This is a genomic window from Streptomyces sp. NBC_00377, from assembly GCF_036075115.1.
Taxonomy (GTDB): domain Bacteria; phylum Actinomycetota; class Actinomycetes; order Streptomycetales; family Streptomycetaceae; genus Streptomyces.
The window spans coordinates 5,883,749-5,900,293 of the sequence record NZ_CP107958.1 but is presented as its reverse complement, the minus strand read 5'-3'; the positions used below and the strand labels follow the sequence as shown (position 1 = coordinate 5,900,293).

Below are 16,545 nucleotides of genomic sequence, written 5' to 3'. Positions count from 1 at the left end.
ACCGTCACCGGCAATCCACCGTGCATCCCCGTCACCGGCAATCCACCGTGCATCCCCGTCACGGGCCATCCACTGTGGATCACCCCCACGGGCCATCCACCGCGTATCGCTCCCCGCCCACGCGCCTCACCTCGCGGCGGCCCCCACCCCCATGACGTGCCCGTACTGCTCCCGGACCTCCCGGTACCGCAGCAGCTCCGCGGCGACGGGATCAAGGACGCGGGCCCGTCCGCACCCGGCCGCCGCCTCTCGCAGCCGGCGCTCCGCGTCCTGGCCGTACCGCCGGGCCGGCCCCCGGGCCGCCAGCCGGCAGCTCCACTCGACGAGCGGGCCGCCGACGATGCCCGTCACCATCAGCAGCACCGGAACCCCGAGGTTGGGTGCCATGACCGCGACGATCTGTCCGACCAGCCACAGTCCGCCGACGACCTGTAGCAGGGTCATGCACGCCTGAGCCAGCACGGCCACCGGCCACCAGCCCGGCCGCGGTGGCCGTCCCGGCGGCAGCCCCGCCCGCGCGGTCAGCTCGTCCAGCGCCTCGGGCAGCCCCTGGGCCCCGCGTGCGGCCGCCTCCCGCACGGCCTGGGCCCATGGCTTGGGCAGTCCGGCCGAGGCCCGCTCGGACAGCGTGCGAACCGCCTGTTCGACCCGTTGTCGTGCCGTGGCCTCCTCGTCGGCCTGGGCACGGAGCGGCAGCCGACCGGTGGGAGGGTCGCGGCGGTCCTGATGCCACCGCCAAAGCCGCAGCCACGGCGTGCCGCACGCCCGGCTCGCGTTGCGCAGCCAGGCGCGTTCGGCGGCCTCTCCGGCGGCGGTGGCGCCCACGGCGTCCGCGAGGCGGTCGGTGAACTCGTCCCGCGCCTCCTCGCTGAGCCCGGTGCGCCGCCCCGTGGCGTAGACGGGGCGCAAACGCCAGGCGGCGGCGTCCACATCGGCGGAGATCCGCCGTGCCGCGGCGCCGCGTTCGGCCACGAACTGGCCGAGCAGTTCGCGCAGCTCTCCGATGCCGTCGCCGGTGAGCGCGGACAGGGCGAGCACGGTCGCGCCCGGTTCGCCGTACTCGCCGAGGGCGACGCCGTCCTCGTCGAGCAGGCGGCGCAGGTCGTCGAGGACCAGCTCGGCGGCCTCGCCGGGCAGCCGGTCGATCTGGTTCAGGACGATGAACATGACCTCCGCGTGGCCCGCCATGGGCCGCAGATAGCGCTCGTGGAGGATGGCGTCGGCGTACTTCTCGGGATCGACGACCCAGATGACGGCGTCGACCAGGGCCAGGACACGGTCGACCTGCTCACGGTGCTGCACGGCCGCCGAGTCGTGGTCGGGCAGGTCGATCAGGACGAGCCCGCGCAGCTGCGCCTCCGCGTCCTGACTCTGCACCGGCCGCCTGCGCAGCCGGCCCGGGATGCCGATCCGGTCGATGAGGGCCGACGCGCCGTCGCTCCAACTGCACGAGATGGGCGCGGAAGTGGTCGGACGGCGCACACCCGTCTCCGAGATGGTCACTCCCGCGAGGGCATTGAACAGCTGCGACTTGCCGCTCCCGGTGGCACCCGCGATGGCGACGACGGTGTGCTGGCCGGAGAGTCTGCGCCGGGCCGCCGCCTCGTCGAGCACCCGCCCGGCCTCGGCGAGCGTCCGGCTGTCGAGCCGGGTGCGGGAGAGCCCCACGAGTTCACGCAGCGCCTCGAGCCGCGAGCGCAGCGGCACGTCGTACGTGATCGGGGTCGAGGGCAGAGCGCTGCCGGTGCCGCCGCCCTTACCGTCGCCGGCCCGGGTCTCCATGACGGCGGCCTGCTCGGCGGCGGACGCCTCGTTCACACGACGGGCGATGAGCCCGTCGTCCCAGCCACCGACGGATTCCGTACAGGCCTCCACGGGCGGTTCCGTACGGGCTTTCGCCCGCGGTTCCGTACCGGAGGGCGCCTGCTGTCCCGTACCGGAGCGCGCGAGGGAGCGTGGAGCCGTGCCGGGGCCCCTGCGGGCGGAGGGTGCCCCGTCGGCGTCGGGTACGCGCGCGTGGACGTCGGCCCTGTGCTCCTCGGGTTCCCGCGCCGACTCCTCGACCACGTCGCCGTCCTTCGCGTGCGCACGCTCCTGTGCCTGTTCCACGGCTTGCGGGTCCTCCGTCTTCCCCGGTCGGCTGCCCCGCGCCTGCTCCGGTTCCCGGTCGCCGGCGTGCCCGTCGCCCCTGTGGTCGTCGCGTCGGCGGTCGTCGCCCCTGTGAACGTCGGTCGTGTGGTCGTCGGCTGTGTGGGTGTCGTTGCTGTGCTCGTGGGTCGTGTGGTCGTTGTCCGTGTGGTCCTGGTCAGTGACGGCGGTCACCGGTCACCTCTCCTTCTGAAGTACGGACAGCGCGGCGATGAGTTCGGCCTGGGGCTCGGGGTGGACCTCGAGCCCGTCGAGGGGTGCGAGGCGGCGCTCGCGTTCAATCTGCATCACCCGGTCGAGGTATTCGGCGAGCAGCCGCCCGGCACGGTCGCGCAGCCGCAGCGCCCCGTGCGCGCCGATCCGTTCGGCAAGCCCTTCGCCGGCCGAACGCGCCCTGCGGCCGCCCAGCAGCGCGGTGGCGACGAGGGCGGCGACCGACTCCGGATCCGGTACGACGCCGCGTTCGAGGCCGCGCACCTCGTCCTCGGCGTACTCCTCGAGCTCACGCCGCCACCGCCGTACGGCCAGGCCGATCCGGTGCTCGACGTCCTCCGGCGAAGCGTCCCGGTCCGTCAGCTCCGGTGCCTCAGCCGCCGGTTCACGCCTCCACGCCTCGTTGACGCGCTCGTCGGCTGCGGTGACGGCGCACAGCAGGAGGGCGACGAGGCTCTCCACGAGGGCGTCGAGGAGTTCCCCGGCGGAGCAGTCCAGCGGGAAGGCCCGCCAGCGCTTCAGCGCGTCACCGGCGAGCACGGCTCCGCCCTGAAGACGGCCCCGCACGCGCGCGTACTCGGTGTCGTACGCCCCCTCCACGGCCGCGGTGAGCCGCAGCGCCGCCGCGTACTGCGAGGCGGCGGCGCCCGCCAGTTCGGGCATCCGGGCCCTGAGTGAGACGAGGACGCCACGGGCGGTTCGGGCCAGCGCGTGATGGCGGGCGTGCGCATCCTGGACGTGGTGGACGAGCCAGGTCCGCAGCGGCGCCACGGCGGTGGCCGGGAGAAGCCCACCGCCCCAGGCGGACTCGGGCAGTTCGGGCACCGTGAAGCGCGGTACGTCGCCGAGTCCGGCCTTGGTGAGCAGGGCTCCGTACTGCCGGGACACCTCGCCGACGACCTGGTGGGGCACCCGGTCGAGGACGGTCACGAGCGTGGCGTCGTACTCCTTGGCGGTGCGGAGCAGATGCCAGGGCACCGCGTCGGCGTAACGGGCGGCGGTCGTGACCATCACCCAGATGTCGGCAGCACAGATCAGTTCGGCGGCGAGCACCCGGTTGTCGGCCACCAGGGAGTCGATGTCGGGGGCGTCGAGCAGGGCGAGGCCTGGCGGGAGGGTGTCCGCGGTCTCGATCCGCAGCACGTTCCCGCCGCCCTCGCCGGGCAGCAACAAATCATCCGTGGACCCCTGATGGGGCGCCCACACGCGCGTGAGACGGGGCAGTACCCGCATGCCGCTGAACCAGTGATGGTCCTCCGGATGGCACACGAGCACCGGAGTGCGTGTCGTGGGCCGCAACACGCCCGCCTCGCTGACGCGCCGGCCCACCAGGGAGTTGACGAGGGTCGACTTGCCCGCGCCGGTGGACCCGCCCACGACGACCAGCAGCGGCGCTTCGGGCTGCTTGAGCCGGGGCACCAAGTAGTCGTCGAGCTGGGCGAGCAGTTCGTCGCGGTTGGCACGCGCGCGTGGCGCCCCCGCCAGGGGAAGCGGGAAGCGTGCGGCGGCGACACGGTCGCGCAGGGCGGAAAGTGCGTCGAGCAGCTGAGGCCGTACGTCCAAGGTCACCACATGCGAAGAATGCCCAATTTTAGGGGATTTATGAAGCATATAGGCATGTCTGCGCGCCGATAGGACACAAGGGACGGAAGGTGCGACTGGGACAGAGGCACAGCGCAGGCATAACGAGTGCACAACACCCGTGGCCCCGGACGCGAAAAGCGATGCACGATTCGCACTTGCCTGCGATTATCAGGACCGCTTCACCGAACCTCCACATTGAGCCACGGAGGCGAAGCAACCGGGACAAGGAACCGGGAGCCCTATCCTTGTCCCCGGCACCGTGACGGATCAGCCCACACCCGGGCAGCACGTACGAGGCCACCACACCCGGCCCCCGTAGCTCAGTGGATAGAGCAGGCGCCTTCTAAGCGCTTGGCCGCAGGTTCGAGTCCTGCCGGGGGCGCAAGTCTCCGCCCTCCTTTCAGGAGGGCATTTTTGCTGGTCAGAGCATGTTTAATGCGGCGCGACAAAGCCTTGGACACTCCCCCGACGATCGTGGAGAAGGTCGGGGCTGTCCGGCGGTCACCCGATCTTTCGCGGGTCACCCAGTCGAATACGTGTCGAAATTCTCCGCGGGAAACCTCAGCCCCCGTGGGCCGGCCCGGGAAGATCCCCGGCAACCTCAAGGCGCCGGTTTCAGGTCACGCAGCTACCCCTCGACGCACCGTGCGTAAGTGGTCAACGGCACCGACACGCGGTCCCCGGCCCACTCGGCCACCCGAGGGGCTGGGGTCGGGCGCGGCAGGATCTTGAGGGCTGCACTGCGCCAGGCGCGACAGGGGCCCGGCCGACGCTGGTCGACGGGGCCCGGGTGGCGCGCAGGGTCAGCAGGCGTCGTACTTCCAGGCGTCGCCCTCGACCGTCCACGGCTGACCCTGCTGGTCGAACTTCGGCAGGCCCTTCACCTTGTACGATACGCGGCCCATGCCCCCTGAGACCGTCGCGTGCACGTCCGTCGCCGGGTGGTCGGGCCCGTAGTCCTTCGCGGCCTGCTCCACCGTGGCCGCGTACGTGGCCGGGTCTGCCTTGGCGCGGCAGCGCTTCGACAGGAAGGCGTACGCCCCCTCCCCAGCCCCTCCGAAGTAGAGGTTCACGTACGTGTCCGCGACGCGCTCCAGGTCGACGGCGTTGGGCGGCGTCCGGGTGGTGGTCGGCGTCTCGACGGCCGTGGTGGGGCTGCTGTTCGGGGTGTCGGCTTTGTCGTCGCTGGACGATGAACAGGCGGCGAGGGTGGCGAGCAGGGCGGTGGTGAGTGTGATGCTGGCGCGGATACGCATGTGTCCCCCATGAAGCGGTGTGCTGGAGGGGGCATGGTGCCACGCCGGGCAGAGTTGGGCCCCGCCCGGGGGAATTCGGCGGGGCCGTGGGACCAGTCTGCGGCCGCTGTTTCAGAAGCGGTGCGGTTCGCTCACGCCCAGGGGTGACCGCGGCTGGTCGCGACGCGGAGACGCTCGTCGTCCTCCCCGGGGAGGGCCGCACGCCGGGGCGGGCGTCGTGAACCGCATGGCCGCCATCGGCATCACCGTCTGCCACGCCGTGCAGCAGCCGGAGCCCCGAGGCAGGCGACCGCCGAGGAGGCGTCACTCCTGGCATCCAGAAGGCCGCTCTCGTCACGCACATTCGGCGGACGTACTACAGCGACCAGGGGCGGCCCGTGGAGACGGCGGACATCGTGGTGCCCGCCGCTCCCTGCGAGATCGTCTACGAGATCCCGATCAACCGTCCGTAGCGGCCTGCGGGACCCGGGCAAGCAGGTCTGCGGGTGTCGCGCCTACCTTCGGCGTCGGATGTACCAGCCCGCCACCAGCACGATGAGAATGGCAACCACGAAGGCCCACACGGTCGTTGCGCCGTGGTACGAGCGGTACGCAATCAGAGCAAGCATGTCGAGGCGGATACCCCGGGCGGGTGGCTTCAGCCGACACGCGTCGCCCGCCCTTCTGCCGAATGCGTGTCGAAGGCGCCGACCGTCCGCAGTCGTCATCCGAAGAACGCGAGGTCAGAGGGCATGCACCGGTGATCTCACCAAGCGCCTTCCAAGCGCTTGGCCGCAGGTTCGAGTCCTGCCGGGGGGCGGCCCGCCGATGCGGGCCGTCAGCCGGGGTGCCGCCCGGTCAAGGAGGCGAGCCCGTCCTCCAGGCCCTGGCGGAACGCGGACCGCCGGTTCTCCGGTATGTCGAGCAGCAACCGGTCCTCCAGTTTCTGCACCGCCGGTGCGCACGCCGCCAGCAGTTCCTCCCCCTCCCGCGTCAGCCGGGCCTCCATGATCCGCCGGTTCCCCGGGGCATGGGCGCGCTCGATCAGCCCGCGCTCCTCCATCGCGCGCACGATCTCGTGCATCGTCTGGGGTCTGACGAAGGAGCGGCGGGCCAACTGGGCGGAGGAGAGCTCGCCCCGGTGCTGAAGCACGGTGAGGGCCGTGTACTGGAACGTCGTGAGCCCGAACGGCCGCAGGGCCTCGTCCATGAAGGAGCGGATGGCCAGTTCGAGTTGCTTGACGAGATAGATCGTCAGCGGGCCCTTGGGGCCCTGGGGGTCCGGATCGGGATCCACGTCAGGGGCCGGACCCGCATTCGGATCCGGATCCCGATCGGCTTCCTCCGCCATCGTTCGCACCTCTTGGTCGGTCGTCGGGGAGGTCGGGCGAGACCCTCACCGAGGTGGGACGACCGGTGTCTTCACTCGATAGCCGACAGGTAGTAGTTCCAGGTCACGTCGGCGAGCCACAGTACCCCACAGCCCATGGGGCATCCACAGCGTCATCCCGATGGCGAGGGCGCCGAGCCCGATCAGGTACCAGGTGCCTCCGTCGGCCCCGAACCAGTCCTGCACCAGGAAGAACACGATCGCTCCGATGATCGGTCCCTCGAAGGTGCCGAGGCCGCCGATGACCACCATGAAGATCATGTACGCGGACCACTGGACCCCGAAGATGGAGTCCGGCTGCACCCGCAGGGTGCTCGCGAGTGTGAGCCCACCGGCGGCGGCGCCGCCCGCCGCCGCAAGGACGAAGACCAGTCGTTTGGCCGAGGTGACCCGTACCCCGACGGACGCCGCGCCCACCGGATCGTCGCGGATCGCCTCCAGCGAAGGCCCCAGCCTGCTGCGCAGCAGCACGAACACGGCCAGCAGCAGCACACTCATCAGCGCCAGGGCGAGCCAGTACACCTGGGCCTGCCGCACCGCCGGATCGGTGGCCGACAGATCGGTGAGCGAGCGGCCTGAACCGCCTCCCAGCGAGGGGGTGTTCACCACGACCAGCCGGAAGAACTCCGCGATCGCCCACATGCCGATGGCGAACTGCCCACCCGTGAGCCGGAACGCGAGCAGCGAGGTGGGTACGGCGACCGCTCCCGCGAGCAGGGCTGCCAGGACGACCGCGAGAAACGGGCTGACGCCTCGGTCGACGAAGAGGAAGACTCCGTACGCGCCGAGGCCGATGAAGCCCTGCTGGCCGACGGAGACCAGACCTGCGTAGCCCGCCAGCGCGTTCCACATGGCCGCGACGATGACGAGGACGAACAGGGTCGTCAGCTTCGCGGTCGCCTCGGGCGTGAAGACGAAGGGGGCGAACGCCAGGGCGAGCAGCAGGGCGGCCAGTGCACCGGACGCCGTACGGGAGACGGGCGTCCACCGGTGGATGGTGGCGGGTGCGGGGGTCGTCGAGGATGCGGTGGTCGCCGGTGATGCGGTGGTCATGTGCGGCTCCTTCTCATGCCGAGCAGTCCCTGCGGGCGGAGGGCCAGGACAGCGAGGAACACCGCGTGTCCGGCGACGATGGAGAAGCGCGGATCCGCCTGCGCGCCGACCGTCTGGGCGACGCCGAGGACCATGCCCCCGACGAGAGTCCCCCACAGCGAACCGAGCCCTCCGATCACGACGACCTCGAAGGCGAACAGCAGCTGGGTCGGCCCCATGGACGGGCTGAAGGACGACCGCATCGCGAAGAACGCTCCCGCCAGACCGGCGGTGGCGACGGCGATGGCGGCAGCCCAGGCGTACACCCGGCGGCTGTCGATCCCGACCAGTTCGGCGGTGTCCGCGTCGGCGGCGGTGGCGCGGATCGCCCGGCCGATTCCCGTCCGCGCCAGCAGCAGTTGCAGCCCGCCGAGGAGTGTGACCGCCACCGTCACGGTCAGCACGCCGAGATACGGGATGCTCACCGACGACCCGAGCTGGAGGCCGGCCGTGGACAGCGAACCGACGTCCAGGGAGCGGCTGTCGGCGCTGAAGATCTCCAGCAGTACGTTCTGGAGCACGATGGCGAGACCGAAGGTGGCCAGCATCGACGACATCTCGCCGGTGCGCAGCGCCCTGCTGAGGATGCCCCGCTGCAACGCCACTCCGACCAGGCCCATCACGGGCAGGACCAGCAGTAGCGCGAAGAACGGGCTGATGCCGACGGCGGCGGCCAGCACGGCGACGAGGAACGCGCCGAGGACCGCGAGGTCGCCGTGGCTCAGGTTGACGGTCCGCATGACGCCGAACATCAGGGAAAGACCGCAGGCGAAGAGCGCGTAGACACCGCCGAGCATGACGCCCTGCACGAGGGCGTTGATCCAGTTCATGCCGGCTCCTCCTGCACGGTTGCGGCCGTGGCGCGGCTCAGCCCGAAGTACGCCTCGACGACCTGTTCGCGGGTGACCTCGTCGGCAGGTTCGTCCAGGACGACGCGGCCTTCGAGCATGCACAGCACGCGCCGGGCCACCCCCAGGGCGCGGCCGAGGTCCTGCTCCACCAGCAGCACCGTCGTACCGCCGGAGAGGATCGTGCCGAGCGAGTCGTAGAGGGTGTCGACCACGATGGGCGCGAGGCCCAGTGAGACCTCGTCGAGCAGCAGCAGCCGGGGGTTGGTCATCAGCGCCCTGCCGATGGCTGCGGCCTGCTGCTCGCCGCCCGAGAGGTTGCCGGCGCGGCGCTTCAGCAGCCCGTCGAGCAGCGGGAAGGCGGCGACGACGGCTGCCAGGTCCCACGGTCCGGGGCGGCGTACTCGGGATGCGACCAGCAGGTTCTCCTCCACGGTGAGGTCGGCGAAGAGCCGCCTGCCCTCCGGAACCAGCGCTATCCCGGCCGCGACACGGTCGTGGGCCCGCCGGGCCGTCATGTCCACACCGTCCAGGCCGATACGCCCCTCGGCCGGCTGGTGTGCTCCGGCGACGGCACGCATCAGGGTGGACTTTCCGGCACCGTTGGCCCCGACCACCGCCACGACCTCGCCCTCGTCCACGGCGAAGGAGACTTCGCGGACGGCGCGCAGCAGACCGTGCCGTACTTCGAGGTTCTCGACCGACAGCAGACTCATGCCGCGCTCCCGAGGTAGGCCTCGACGACCCGGGGATCGGACATGACGGCGTCCGGTTCGCCCTCGGCCAGGACCCGGCCCTGCGCGAGACAGACCAGCCGGTCGATCACCCGCAGAAGGGCGTGGATGACGTGCTCGATCCAGACGATGGCGATGCCGTCGGCGCTCAACTGCCGGATGGTGGCGATCAGTTCGTCCGTCTCGGCGTCGGTGAGACCGCCGGCGATCTCGTCCAGCAGCAGCACCTGCGGATCGGTCGCCAGCGCCCGCGCCATCTCCAGCCGCTTGCGTTCCAGCAGGGTGAGCGCGGCCGCTGGCCGGTTGGCCTGGCCGAGCATGCCGCAGCGTTCGAGCACGCCGAGCGCGTGCTGCTGTGCGGCCCCACGCCGGTGCGAGCCGCCCTGCACCGACGCGACCAGCACGTTCTCGTAGGCCGTCATGCCGGTGAAGGGGCGCGGCACCTGGTGGGAGCGCCCGATTCCGCTGCGGCAGCGGCGGTCGACCTTCCAGCGGGTCACGTCCTGACCCTGGAAGGTGACACTGCCTTCGGAGGGGGGCTGGGCCCCGGAGAGGATGTCGAGCAGGGTCGTCTTTCCGGCGCCGTTCGGGCCGACGATGCCCAGGGCCTCGCCGGGGGCGAGGGTGAGGTCGATGCCTTCGAGGACGACCAGGCTGCCGAATCGGCGGTGTATGCCGTTCGCCGCGAGCACCGCCGGGGTGGCCGCCCCGGCGGTGTGCCCTGTCCCCGCCGTCACGGGCTCAGCGGAGGGGCTCAAGTCGGCCTCCGAGCGGGATGTCGCGGAAGGCGCCGTTGTCGACGATGACGGGCTCGACGGCGAACCTGCCGCCTCCCGTGGCCTTGCGCCACTGCCCCATGACCAGCGGCTCCGTGGACACGTTCTTCACCGGCCCGGACGTGAAGTCGAGCGGCCCGGCCACGGTGGTGAGCTTGGCCTTGCCGAGGGCGGCCGCCAGTTCCGCCCGGTCCTTGGGGTCGGTGGTCGCCTTCAGCGCGTGGGCCGCCACCTCGAAGAGAGCCATGTTGGACCCGATGACCTGGTTCCACTGCTTGCCCGTCGACTTCTCGTAGTCGTCGGCCAGTTGCTGGGCGCTCTGGCCGGTGAGGGTGGAGGTGTACGGGAACTTGGGTGACCACCAGAAGCCGGCGCTGAGGCCGTACCCGAGCGAGCCGAGCGCTTCGACCTGGGAGGGGAGGAGACCGGTCTTGGCGATGCTCGCGATGCGCGGCCGGTAGCCCTGCTGCCGGGCCTGCTTCCAGAAGGTGGCGAAGTCGGGCGGCAGCGGGAAGGTGTTGAAGATCTCCGCGTCCGCCTTCTTGAACGCCGCTATCTGTGCCGAGTAGTCGTTCGTACCGTCCTCGTAAGCCCCCGGGTCGACGATCCTGAACCCGCTCTTCTTCAGCTCTGGCCCGAGCCCCTGCCGGATCGCCTTGCCGTCGGGGTCGTTGGGCCACATGACGCCGACTCGCCGGTTGGTCTCCACACCGCCCTTCGTCCACAGGGAGGTGTACGCGGCATGGATCTCCGCGACGCCTATGAAGAAGTGATACGTGTACGTGAACGGCTTCTCGGGGGTGGCACCGCGACCGAAGTACCAGGCCTCCCACGGCACGGCGGTCGACAGGCACGGGATCTTGGCCGCCTCGCACGCGTCGGCGACGGGGTTGACCGTCTCCGGGGTAGAGGTGACGAGCATCAGGTCGATCTTTTCGCTGTTGATCAGGTCGGCCGCGACCTGCGCGGCGGTCTGCGGATTCGACTGACTGTCGCGGTCGATGATCTTGACGGAGTACTTCTTGCCGCCGATCCGCAGCCCGTCCTTGAAGGTGGCGCGCAGTTTCTTCATCAGGAACGCGTTCGGCTCGCCGAAGCCCGCGGCCGGGCCCGTGCTGGGTGAGACATAGCCGATCCGGAGCACCGCGTCGGTCTGTGCCGAGGACTCCTTGATGCCGCCGCAGGCGGTCAGCAGACCGCCTGCGGTGAACAGACCGGCGGCTCCGGCCGTCCCCCGGAGAATGGATCTTCGGGACAAATCGCCGTTCGCGGGTGTGCTCATGGGTGCGCTCATGAATGCCTCCGGGCACGTCGAGGGAGCGGAACTGAGGGTGGCGAAGCTGCTGGGGAAGCGGGAACGGGCGGCTGGAGCCGCCGGGGAGAGGCCGGAGTCGGCAGGGGAAAGCGGGTGGCAGGTTCCTTCGCGTCCCGGTAGGGCCGGGCGGCCTGCCCGATATCAGGAACCCTGATGATGCCCACGATGATGCATACGGCGTCGCCGGATGGCAAGGGTGTTGCCGAGACGCACCCGACGCGCCCTTCGGGTGTCATCGACCCTGCGCCTGAAGGGGAGAGAAGGTGGCGCGACGGCCTTGACGCGGCCCGCTCGCCAGGCGTAAATCATTCTCAGGTTCCCTGACAAGCGAGCAGGGCAGACCGCGCTCGACCCACGCCTCGACGGCCGGCCCCTCAATCCGGCCCACAGGCCCTCACCACAGCCACAGCCACACCCACACCCACAGGTGAAGCCGAGACCGTGGCCTCACTGCCGTGAGCAGCACGCCGCCCCTTGCCGCGGCAGTGCTGGGTCCACCTCGTCGACAGCGGGGTCCTGATCGAGTTCCAGGATGGCGAAGCCGGGTGGGCGGCCGTGCGGACGGCCGCCCACCCGAAAGACCTACGGCTCGACCTGGTTTGCGTCGGCAGCGGCAGCGCGCGGCTGACATGCGTGCCCGCGAGTGTCGGCAGTGACGTTGCGGTGCCGTGCGACCCATCGGGCGTTCAGCAGCGGATCGTCGCAGTCGAGTCGGTCCGCCAGGGTGCACCGCATGACCGGCGACGTCCCGGCCCGCCCCGAATGCGGCCGGTGCATGGAGTCCGGTGGCTTCACAAGCCCGGAACCTCCCTCGATGATCGAGGGAGGTTCCGGAGCTGTCCGGCCGGCCGACTAGTCGACTGGTCGGCTGTCACTCACGTCGGGCGCGCGTCAATGCGGGATGTCCGGGCCGGGGAGCGTTCCGGGCCGGGGAGCGTTCGGCGTGCCGGGGGCGCCGCGGTGAGGACTCAGCGGGGTTCCGGGCGGAACAGTGCCGTGGAGAGTCTCCGGCGGAGCAGGCGGCTCACCGGACGTTCGATCAGCCGGTGTACCAGCCATGACGCCACCAGCATGCCGCTGATCATCAGCCCGAGCACCTGGTACGGCGACAGCCGGTCCCCCAGGGCTCTGATGAGCTCCCAGCCCATGTACTGGTGCATGAGATAGAGCGGATAGGTGACCGCCCCGGCGTACGGGAGCCAGCGCCACTGGATCCAGTTCAGTTTGCCGCTCGCCACCAGGGCCATCGCCCCGAAGCAGACGGCGAGTACGGCGACGACCGGCCAGAAGTGGATGCTCTGGTGGAAGTAGCCGCGGGTCCGGCTCCAGGTGTCGTGGGCGAAGGGCAGGGATGCTCCGAAGCACAGCAACACCACCCCGGTGAGCATCAGGTTCGGCCGGAACCGGTACATCAGGAAGAAGGCCATTCCGGCGATGAAGTACCAGCAGTAGTTCGGCATGAGCAGCGCATAGAGCACCGAATCCTCGGACTTCGCCAGCAGCATGCCCGCCGCGGCCCAGACGCAGCAGAAGGCCAGCACACGACGGTACGTCAGGCCCCACCAGGCCATCGCCGCGAACAGGAGGTAGAAGCGCAGTTCGGCGTAGAGCGTCCAGTACACCCCGTCGACCTTGCCGACCCCGAGCGGCTCCTGAAGCATCGTCAGGTTGGTCAGCACATCGGCGACGGGCAGCGGATCCTGACCACCCGGCACGAGCAGCACCACGACGGTGGTGGCCAGGACGGCGAACCAGTACGCGGGGTACAGCCGGACCACCCGGGAGACGAAGAAGGACTCCAGGGACCTGCCCCAGCAGCTCATACAGATGACGAAGCCGCTGATCAGGAAGAATAACGGCACGCCCAGCCAGCCATAGGCGGTGTAGGGGAACGCGCCGGGAAAATGCGCTTCCCCGCGGGTCGTCCAGCCGCCGTAGAGCGCCATGTAGTGGTACGCCACCACCATCAACGCCGCCAGCAGGCGCATGCCGTCCAGTGCGGCTATCCGGCCGCCGCGCCGGCGCACCACGGTGGGTGCCGGCTCCGGTCGCACGCGAGGCAGGGTCAACGTCGGTGAGTCGTTCACGAGCAAGGGGACTCCCACGTCGCCCAAGATCCGTGATCAAGGTCCTGACGTCTCACCATGCACCGCATACGGCGGCTCCCTCCCTGGCTCTTTGTGTCGAGTGCTTGACACCCCGACCGCCCGAGACGTTGTAGACGATGCCTGTGTTTTTTCTGTGCACCGTTCCCGACGGGCCGATCAGGCCCGCCGAGCCGCACCAACGGAGCACCGACGGCGCACAGCGGTCGGCCGACAGTGCATTCTGCCCACCCTCACACACCACCTCCGCCGGCAGCGACCCACTGTGTGCCAGGTTTGTAAGAGCTTTGCGTCGATGATCACACGGAAGGACGATCCGACCGGTTCCCGACCATGTCGGACGTCGGACGCCAGAACCGGCACCGGAGCAGTCACCCGTGGTACGCGGCCAGCACGCCCGAGCCGTCGAGCACCGTGACCCGCAGTCCGGCCTCGTCCCCCTCCACGACCGGCACCGGCCCCGGCACCGGTCCCGTACCCGGCGCCCCAGCCGTCACCGCGACCGCGACCGCCCCGGGGTGCACGCCGTCGACGGTCAGGTCCGCCATGGCCGTGCGGGGCCGTGCGGTGAGTCGGTCAGGCCAGGCGAGTACGGTCGGCGGCCGGTCGGGGTCCGACATCTCCAGCTCGCGCAGCGGCGCTCCCAGGCCCACGCCGAGCGCTTTCAGGACCGCCTCCTTACGCGTCCAGGTGCGCAGGAACGCGGGCTGCCGCAGGTCTGCCGGTCGGGCGTGCAGCGCGGCCAGTTCGGTGTCCGACAGGGCGACTCGGGCGGCGGAATCCACGTCCATGCCTGCGTGGGACTCCTCCACGTCGAGGCCCACCGCCGCGCCCCGGCAGACGGCGACACCGATGAGCTCACCGCTGTGGGTGACGGAGAAGTCGTAGGCCGCAGGGCCACCCGGAGGGAAGACAGCGTGCGAACCAGGGGGACCGTCGGGCGGTGCGTCCAGGCGGGGCTTGCCGTGCGGGCCGCCGCAGCGCGGGCACACGCGCCGCAGGGGGACGTCCGCCGCGGACAGGCCGAGCAGTTCGCCCAGGACCAGGCGGCCGAGGGCGCACCCGACCAGGAATCGTCCCCTGCCGGCCGGGTCGGCGGTCGACGCGTAGCGGGCACGTTCCACGGGGTCGAGGAGTTCCCGCAGGCCCGGGCGGGCGTCACCCAGGCGGGCCCACCACACCTGCACCGCGTGTCCTGTCACAGCGCCTCGTTCTGGTTCGGTGATCGGCTCGCGTCCTAGGGCGTGTCTGACAATTCGCGTCGGATCAGCGCGCGGCGTCCGGTGCGGTGCATCGCAAGGCGGAGCATCGCCCGCGTACTGGATGTACTCGGGTGATGCGACAACGCGACGTGGGGGCACCCCCGGCCGAAGGCTGGGGGAGTGCCGTGCCGGACGCCGCGCGCCCGGCGGGAATTGTCAGACACGCCTTAGACTCCTGCTCCCACCACACCACACGAGGAAGCAGCCGCATGCGACTGCACACGCAGGAGTGGGGAACGGGCGAGCGCGTCGCCGTCCTCGTCCACGGCATGATGTCCGACCACCGCACCTGGCACGAGCTGGTCCCGGTCCTGACCGGACGGGGCTACCGCGTCCTCGCTGTGGACCTGCGCGGGCACGGCGCCAGCGCTCGCGGGCCGTACGAACCCCGGCTTTTCGCGGAGGATCTCCTCCATACGGTGCCGCATGCCCCGGAAGTGGCGCTGGGCCATTCGCTGGGCGCGCTGGCCCTGGCGCTCGCGGTGGCGGAACTGCGACCGGCCCGCGCCGTCTACTCGGAGCCGGCCTGGCAACTGGCCGGGGCCCACGGGTCCATGGACCCGGCCCTCTTCGCCCTGTTCAAGCGTTCCTCCCGCGCCCTGACCGCGCTCGCCCGCCGGCAGCGGAACGGGGAACCGGCCGCCGAGCTCCCCGACGCGCGGACCGAGGCCGAGCAGCAGGCCCTCGACCGCTGGGACGAGAACACGGCTCTCGCGCTCTCCTCCCACCGGCACATCGACCACACGCCCGAGAAGGCCGTGGTGCCGTCTCTCGTCCAGACCTCGGACCCGAGCATGCTCGTCAGCGCGCAGATGCGGGCGGAGTTGGTGCGACGCGGTTTCGAGGTGCGTACGGTGCCCGACGCACCGCACGCGATCCACCGGGACCGGTTCGACGCTTTCGTCGAGTCGCTGTCGGGGTGGTTGTGAAACCTTCCGTGCGGCAGGTCGGGAAATCGGGTCGGTGAACCGCTCGGTGAGAGCCGTTCAGTGAGGGTCTCTCAGTGAACGCTCAGTGAACCGCGCGCAGCATGCGCGTCACGTTGATCCGCGTCGGCGAAAGACCGAGCTCCACGCTCTGCATCATTCGCTCGCCGTTCAGCCGGCCGTAGGCGAGCAGGTCGACGTTGGCCAGGCTGAATTCGGGCCAGGTGTGAATGCTCAGGTGTGAAGCGGAAAGCAGGAGAATCGCGGTGACGGCACCGTTCGGGAAAACGTGGGATGCCTCACCGAGAACCGTGGCGTTTCCCTTTTCGGCGGCCGTGCGCAGCACCTTGAGGAGGCGCTCCTCGTCGGTCAGGATGCTGTGGTCGCTCACCCACACATCGACGGCATAAGAGCACAGATCGTCGACGTTTATACCCTCGGTGGCGAGGTTGGCGGAGTTGGTCATGGGGAAACCGGGGGTGACGAACCGCTGCCCCCGTCTCCTTTCACATAGATCTGCGCTGGTCCGCGCGGCCAAAGGGGAAGGTTGCGAGGCCGGTTTGCGGCGCTCGGTGGTGCCCAGCGTAGCATCCGGGGCGCTCCAGGGCTCGCGCGTGCACCGCGTCAAGGGGGTGGCAGGGGGTCCGGAGGATTCGGCCGAAAACCCATCCCGGCCCTTTCGGAGAAGCACCCGGTACGGCACGCCGAAAAAACAGCCGGAGCCACATTCAAGGAAAAGCAGCGGTACAGCCGAAGACGCAGACGGAGAGACATCCGGAGGTGCGGAGGAAGGGTGAGTCCCAGCCGCGGTGAAAGTGCACGGTGAAGCATATTCGGGAACAGTCGGCGCAACGGAGATCAGAAGAGAAATCCGTTTCCGTCGCACGCGGAAAACCTGCGTTCCTTCCCGTGCATTC

At 70.3% G+C, this 16,545-nt stretch carries 13 protein-coding genes, 1 tRNA gene and 1 pseudogene; 3 read left to right on the top strand and 12 right to left on the bottom strand.

The genetic code is table 11. The annotated features are described in order from the left end of the window. Positions 1–126: 126 nt before the first annotated feature. Both OHS71_RS26345 and OHS71_RS26340 read right to left on the bottom strand, forming a co-directional pair. Positions 127–2,322 carry a YfjP family GTPase gene (locus tag OHS71_RS26345; protein ID WP_328481803.1) on the bottom strand — a complete coding sequence of 732 codons (2,196 nt, stop codon included), beginning with the start codon at positions 2,320–2,322 and terminating at the stop codon, positions 127–129. A gap of 3 nt (positions 2,323–2,325) precedes the next feature. Further along, the gene (locus OHS71_RS26340) at positions 2,326–3,933 is read right to left on the bottom strand and encodes a dynamin family protein (RefSeq protein WP_328481802.1); all 1,608 of its coding nucleotides are present in this window, start codon (positions 3,931–3,933) and stop codon (positions 2,326–2,328) included. A 321-nt stretch (positions 3,934–4,254) separates the two neighbouring features. On the opposite strand from OHS71_RS26340, the gene OHS71_RS26335 reads away from it, so the two are divergent. Continuing rightward, positions 4,255–4,327 (top strand) — tRNA-Arg (locus OHS71_RS26335). A 421-nt stretch (positions 4,328–4,748) separates the two neighbouring features. Here OHS71_RS26335 and OHS71_RS26330 read toward each other — a convergent pair. Next, positions 4,749–5,201 (bottom strand): hypothetical protein, encoded by a 453-nt coding sequence (locus tag OHS71_RS26330; protein ID WP_328481801.1) that lies wholly within the window; start codon positions 5,199–5,201, stop codon positions 4,749–4,751. Between the two features lie 184 nt (positions 5,202–5,385). On the opposite strand from OHS71_RS26330, the pseudogene OHS71_RS26325 reads away from it, so the two are divergent. Next, positions 5,386–5,653 (top strand): annotated as a pseudogene (locus tag OHS71_RS26325) (UTRA domain-containing protein); the annotation flags it as partial. Between the two features lie 365 nt (positions 5,654–6,018). On the opposite strand, the gene OHS71_RS26320 reads toward OHS71_RS26325, so the two are convergent. From OHS71_RS26320 to OHS71_RS26285, 8 genes are all read right to left on the bottom strand, one after another. Then, positions 6,019–6,477 carry a MarR family winged helix-turn-helix transcriptional regulator gene (locus OHS71_RS26320; protein ID WP_328481800.1) on the bottom strand — a complete coding sequence of 153 codons (459 nt, stop codon included), beginning with the start codon at positions 6,475–6,477 and terminating at the stop codon, positions 6,019–6,021. Positions 6,478–6,576: 99 nt separating this feature from the next. Beyond that, positions 6,577–7,623: a branched-chain amino acid ABC transporter permease gene (locus tag OHS71_RS26315; RefSeq protein WP_328481799.1), complete on the bottom strand. Its 1,047-nt coding sequence runs from the start codon at positions 7,621–7,623 to the stop codon at positions 6,577–6,579. Continuing rightward, positions 7,620–8,492, bottom strand: coding sequence for a branched-chain amino acid ABC transporter permease (locus tag OHS71_RS26310; protein ID WP_328481798.1), 873 nt, complete (start codon positions 8,490–8,492; stop codon positions 7,620–7,622). Before OHS71_RS26310 ends, OHS71_RS26315 begins: the two co-directional genes overlap by 4 nt. Next, positions 8,489–9,226, bottom strand: a complete 738-nt coding sequence (locus OHS71_RS26305) for an ABC transporter ATP-binding protein (RefSeq protein WP_328481797.1) — start codon at positions 9,224–9,226, stop codon at positions 8,489–8,491. The genes OHS71_RS26310 and OHS71_RS26305 overlap by 4 nt, the downstream gene beginning before the upstream one ends. Then, the gene (locus tag OHS71_RS26300; RefSeq protein WP_328481796.1) at positions 9,223–9,981 is read right to left on the bottom strand and encodes an ABC transporter ATP-binding protein; all 759 of its coding nucleotides are present in this window, start codon (positions 9,979–9,981) and stop codon (positions 9,223–9,225) included. Before OHS71_RS26300 ends, OHS71_RS26305 begins: the two co-directional genes overlap by 4 nt. Before the next feature lie 4 nt (positions 9,982–9,985). Further along, the gene (locus OHS71_RS26295) at positions 9,986–11,302 is read right to left on the bottom strand and encodes an ABC transporter substrate-binding protein (RefSeq protein WP_328481795.1); all 1,317 of its coding nucleotides are present in this window, start codon (positions 11,300–11,302) and stop codon (positions 9,986–9,988) included. A 1,001-nt stretch (positions 11,303–12,303) separates the two neighbouring features. Beyond that, the gene (locus OHS71_RS26290; protein WP_328481794.1) at positions 12,304–13,389 is read right to left on the bottom strand and encodes an acyltransferase family protein; all 1,086 of its coding nucleotides are present in this window, start codon (positions 13,387–13,389) and stop codon (positions 12,304–12,306) included. Positions 13,390–13,811: 422 nt separating this feature from the next. Continuing rightward, the gene (locus OHS71_RS26285; RefSeq protein WP_328481793.1) at positions 13,812–14,642 is read right to left on the bottom strand and encodes a 4'-phosphopantetheinyl transferase family protein; all 831 of its coding nucleotides are present in this window, start codon (positions 14,640–14,642) and stop codon (positions 13,812–13,814) included. 269 nt (positions 14,643–14,911) lie between these two features. Between OHS71_RS26285 and OHS71_RS26280 the strand changes: the two genes are divergently transcribed. Beyond that, positions 14,912–15,631, top strand: coding sequence for an alpha/beta fold hydrolase (locus OHS71_RS26280; RefSeq protein ID WP_328481792.1), 720 nt, complete (start codon positions 14,912–14,914; stop codon positions 15,629–15,631). 82 nt (positions 15,632–15,713) lie between these two features. Here OHS71_RS26280 and OHS71_RS26275 read toward each other — a convergent pair whose 3' ends face one another. Continuing rightward, positions 15,714–16,094, bottom strand: coding sequence for an S-adenosylmethionine decarboxylase family protein (locus OHS71_RS26275; protein ID WP_256918927.1), 381 nt, complete (start codon positions 16,092–16,094; stop codon positions 15,714–15,716). Positions 16,095–16,545 lie beyond the last annotated feature (451 nt).

Bases quoted from the DNA above. Each gene is read 5' to 3' on its own strand.
- OHS71_RS26280 (WP_328481792.1), top strand. From the start codon at position 14,912: ATGCGACTGCACACGCAGGAGTGGGGAACGGGCGAGCGCGTCGCCGTC.
- OHS71_RS26315 (WP_328481799.1), bottom strand. From the start codon at position 7,623: ATGACCACCGCATCACCGGCGACCACCGCATCCTCGACGACCCCCGCA.
- OHS71_RS26330 (WP_328481801.1), bottom strand. From the start codon at position 5,201: ATGCGTATCCGCGCCAGCATCACACTCACCACCGCCCTGCTCGCCACC.
- OHS71_RS26310 (WP_328481798.1), bottom strand. From the start codon at position 8,492: ATGAACTGGATCAACGCCCTCGTGCAGGGCGTCATGCTCGGCGGTGTC.
- OHS71_RS26295 (WP_328481795.1), bottom strand. From the start codon at position 11,302: ATGAGCACACCCGCGAACGGCGATTTGTCCCGAAGATCCATTCTCCGG.
- OHS71_RS26275 (WP_256918927.1), bottom strand. From the start codon at position 16,094: ATGACCAACTCCGCCAACCTCGCCACCGAGGGTATAAACGTCGACGAT.
- OHS71_RS26305 (WP_328481797.1), bottom strand. From the start codon at position 9,226: ATGAGTCTGCTGTCGGTCGAGAACCTCGAAGTACGGCACGGTCTGCTG.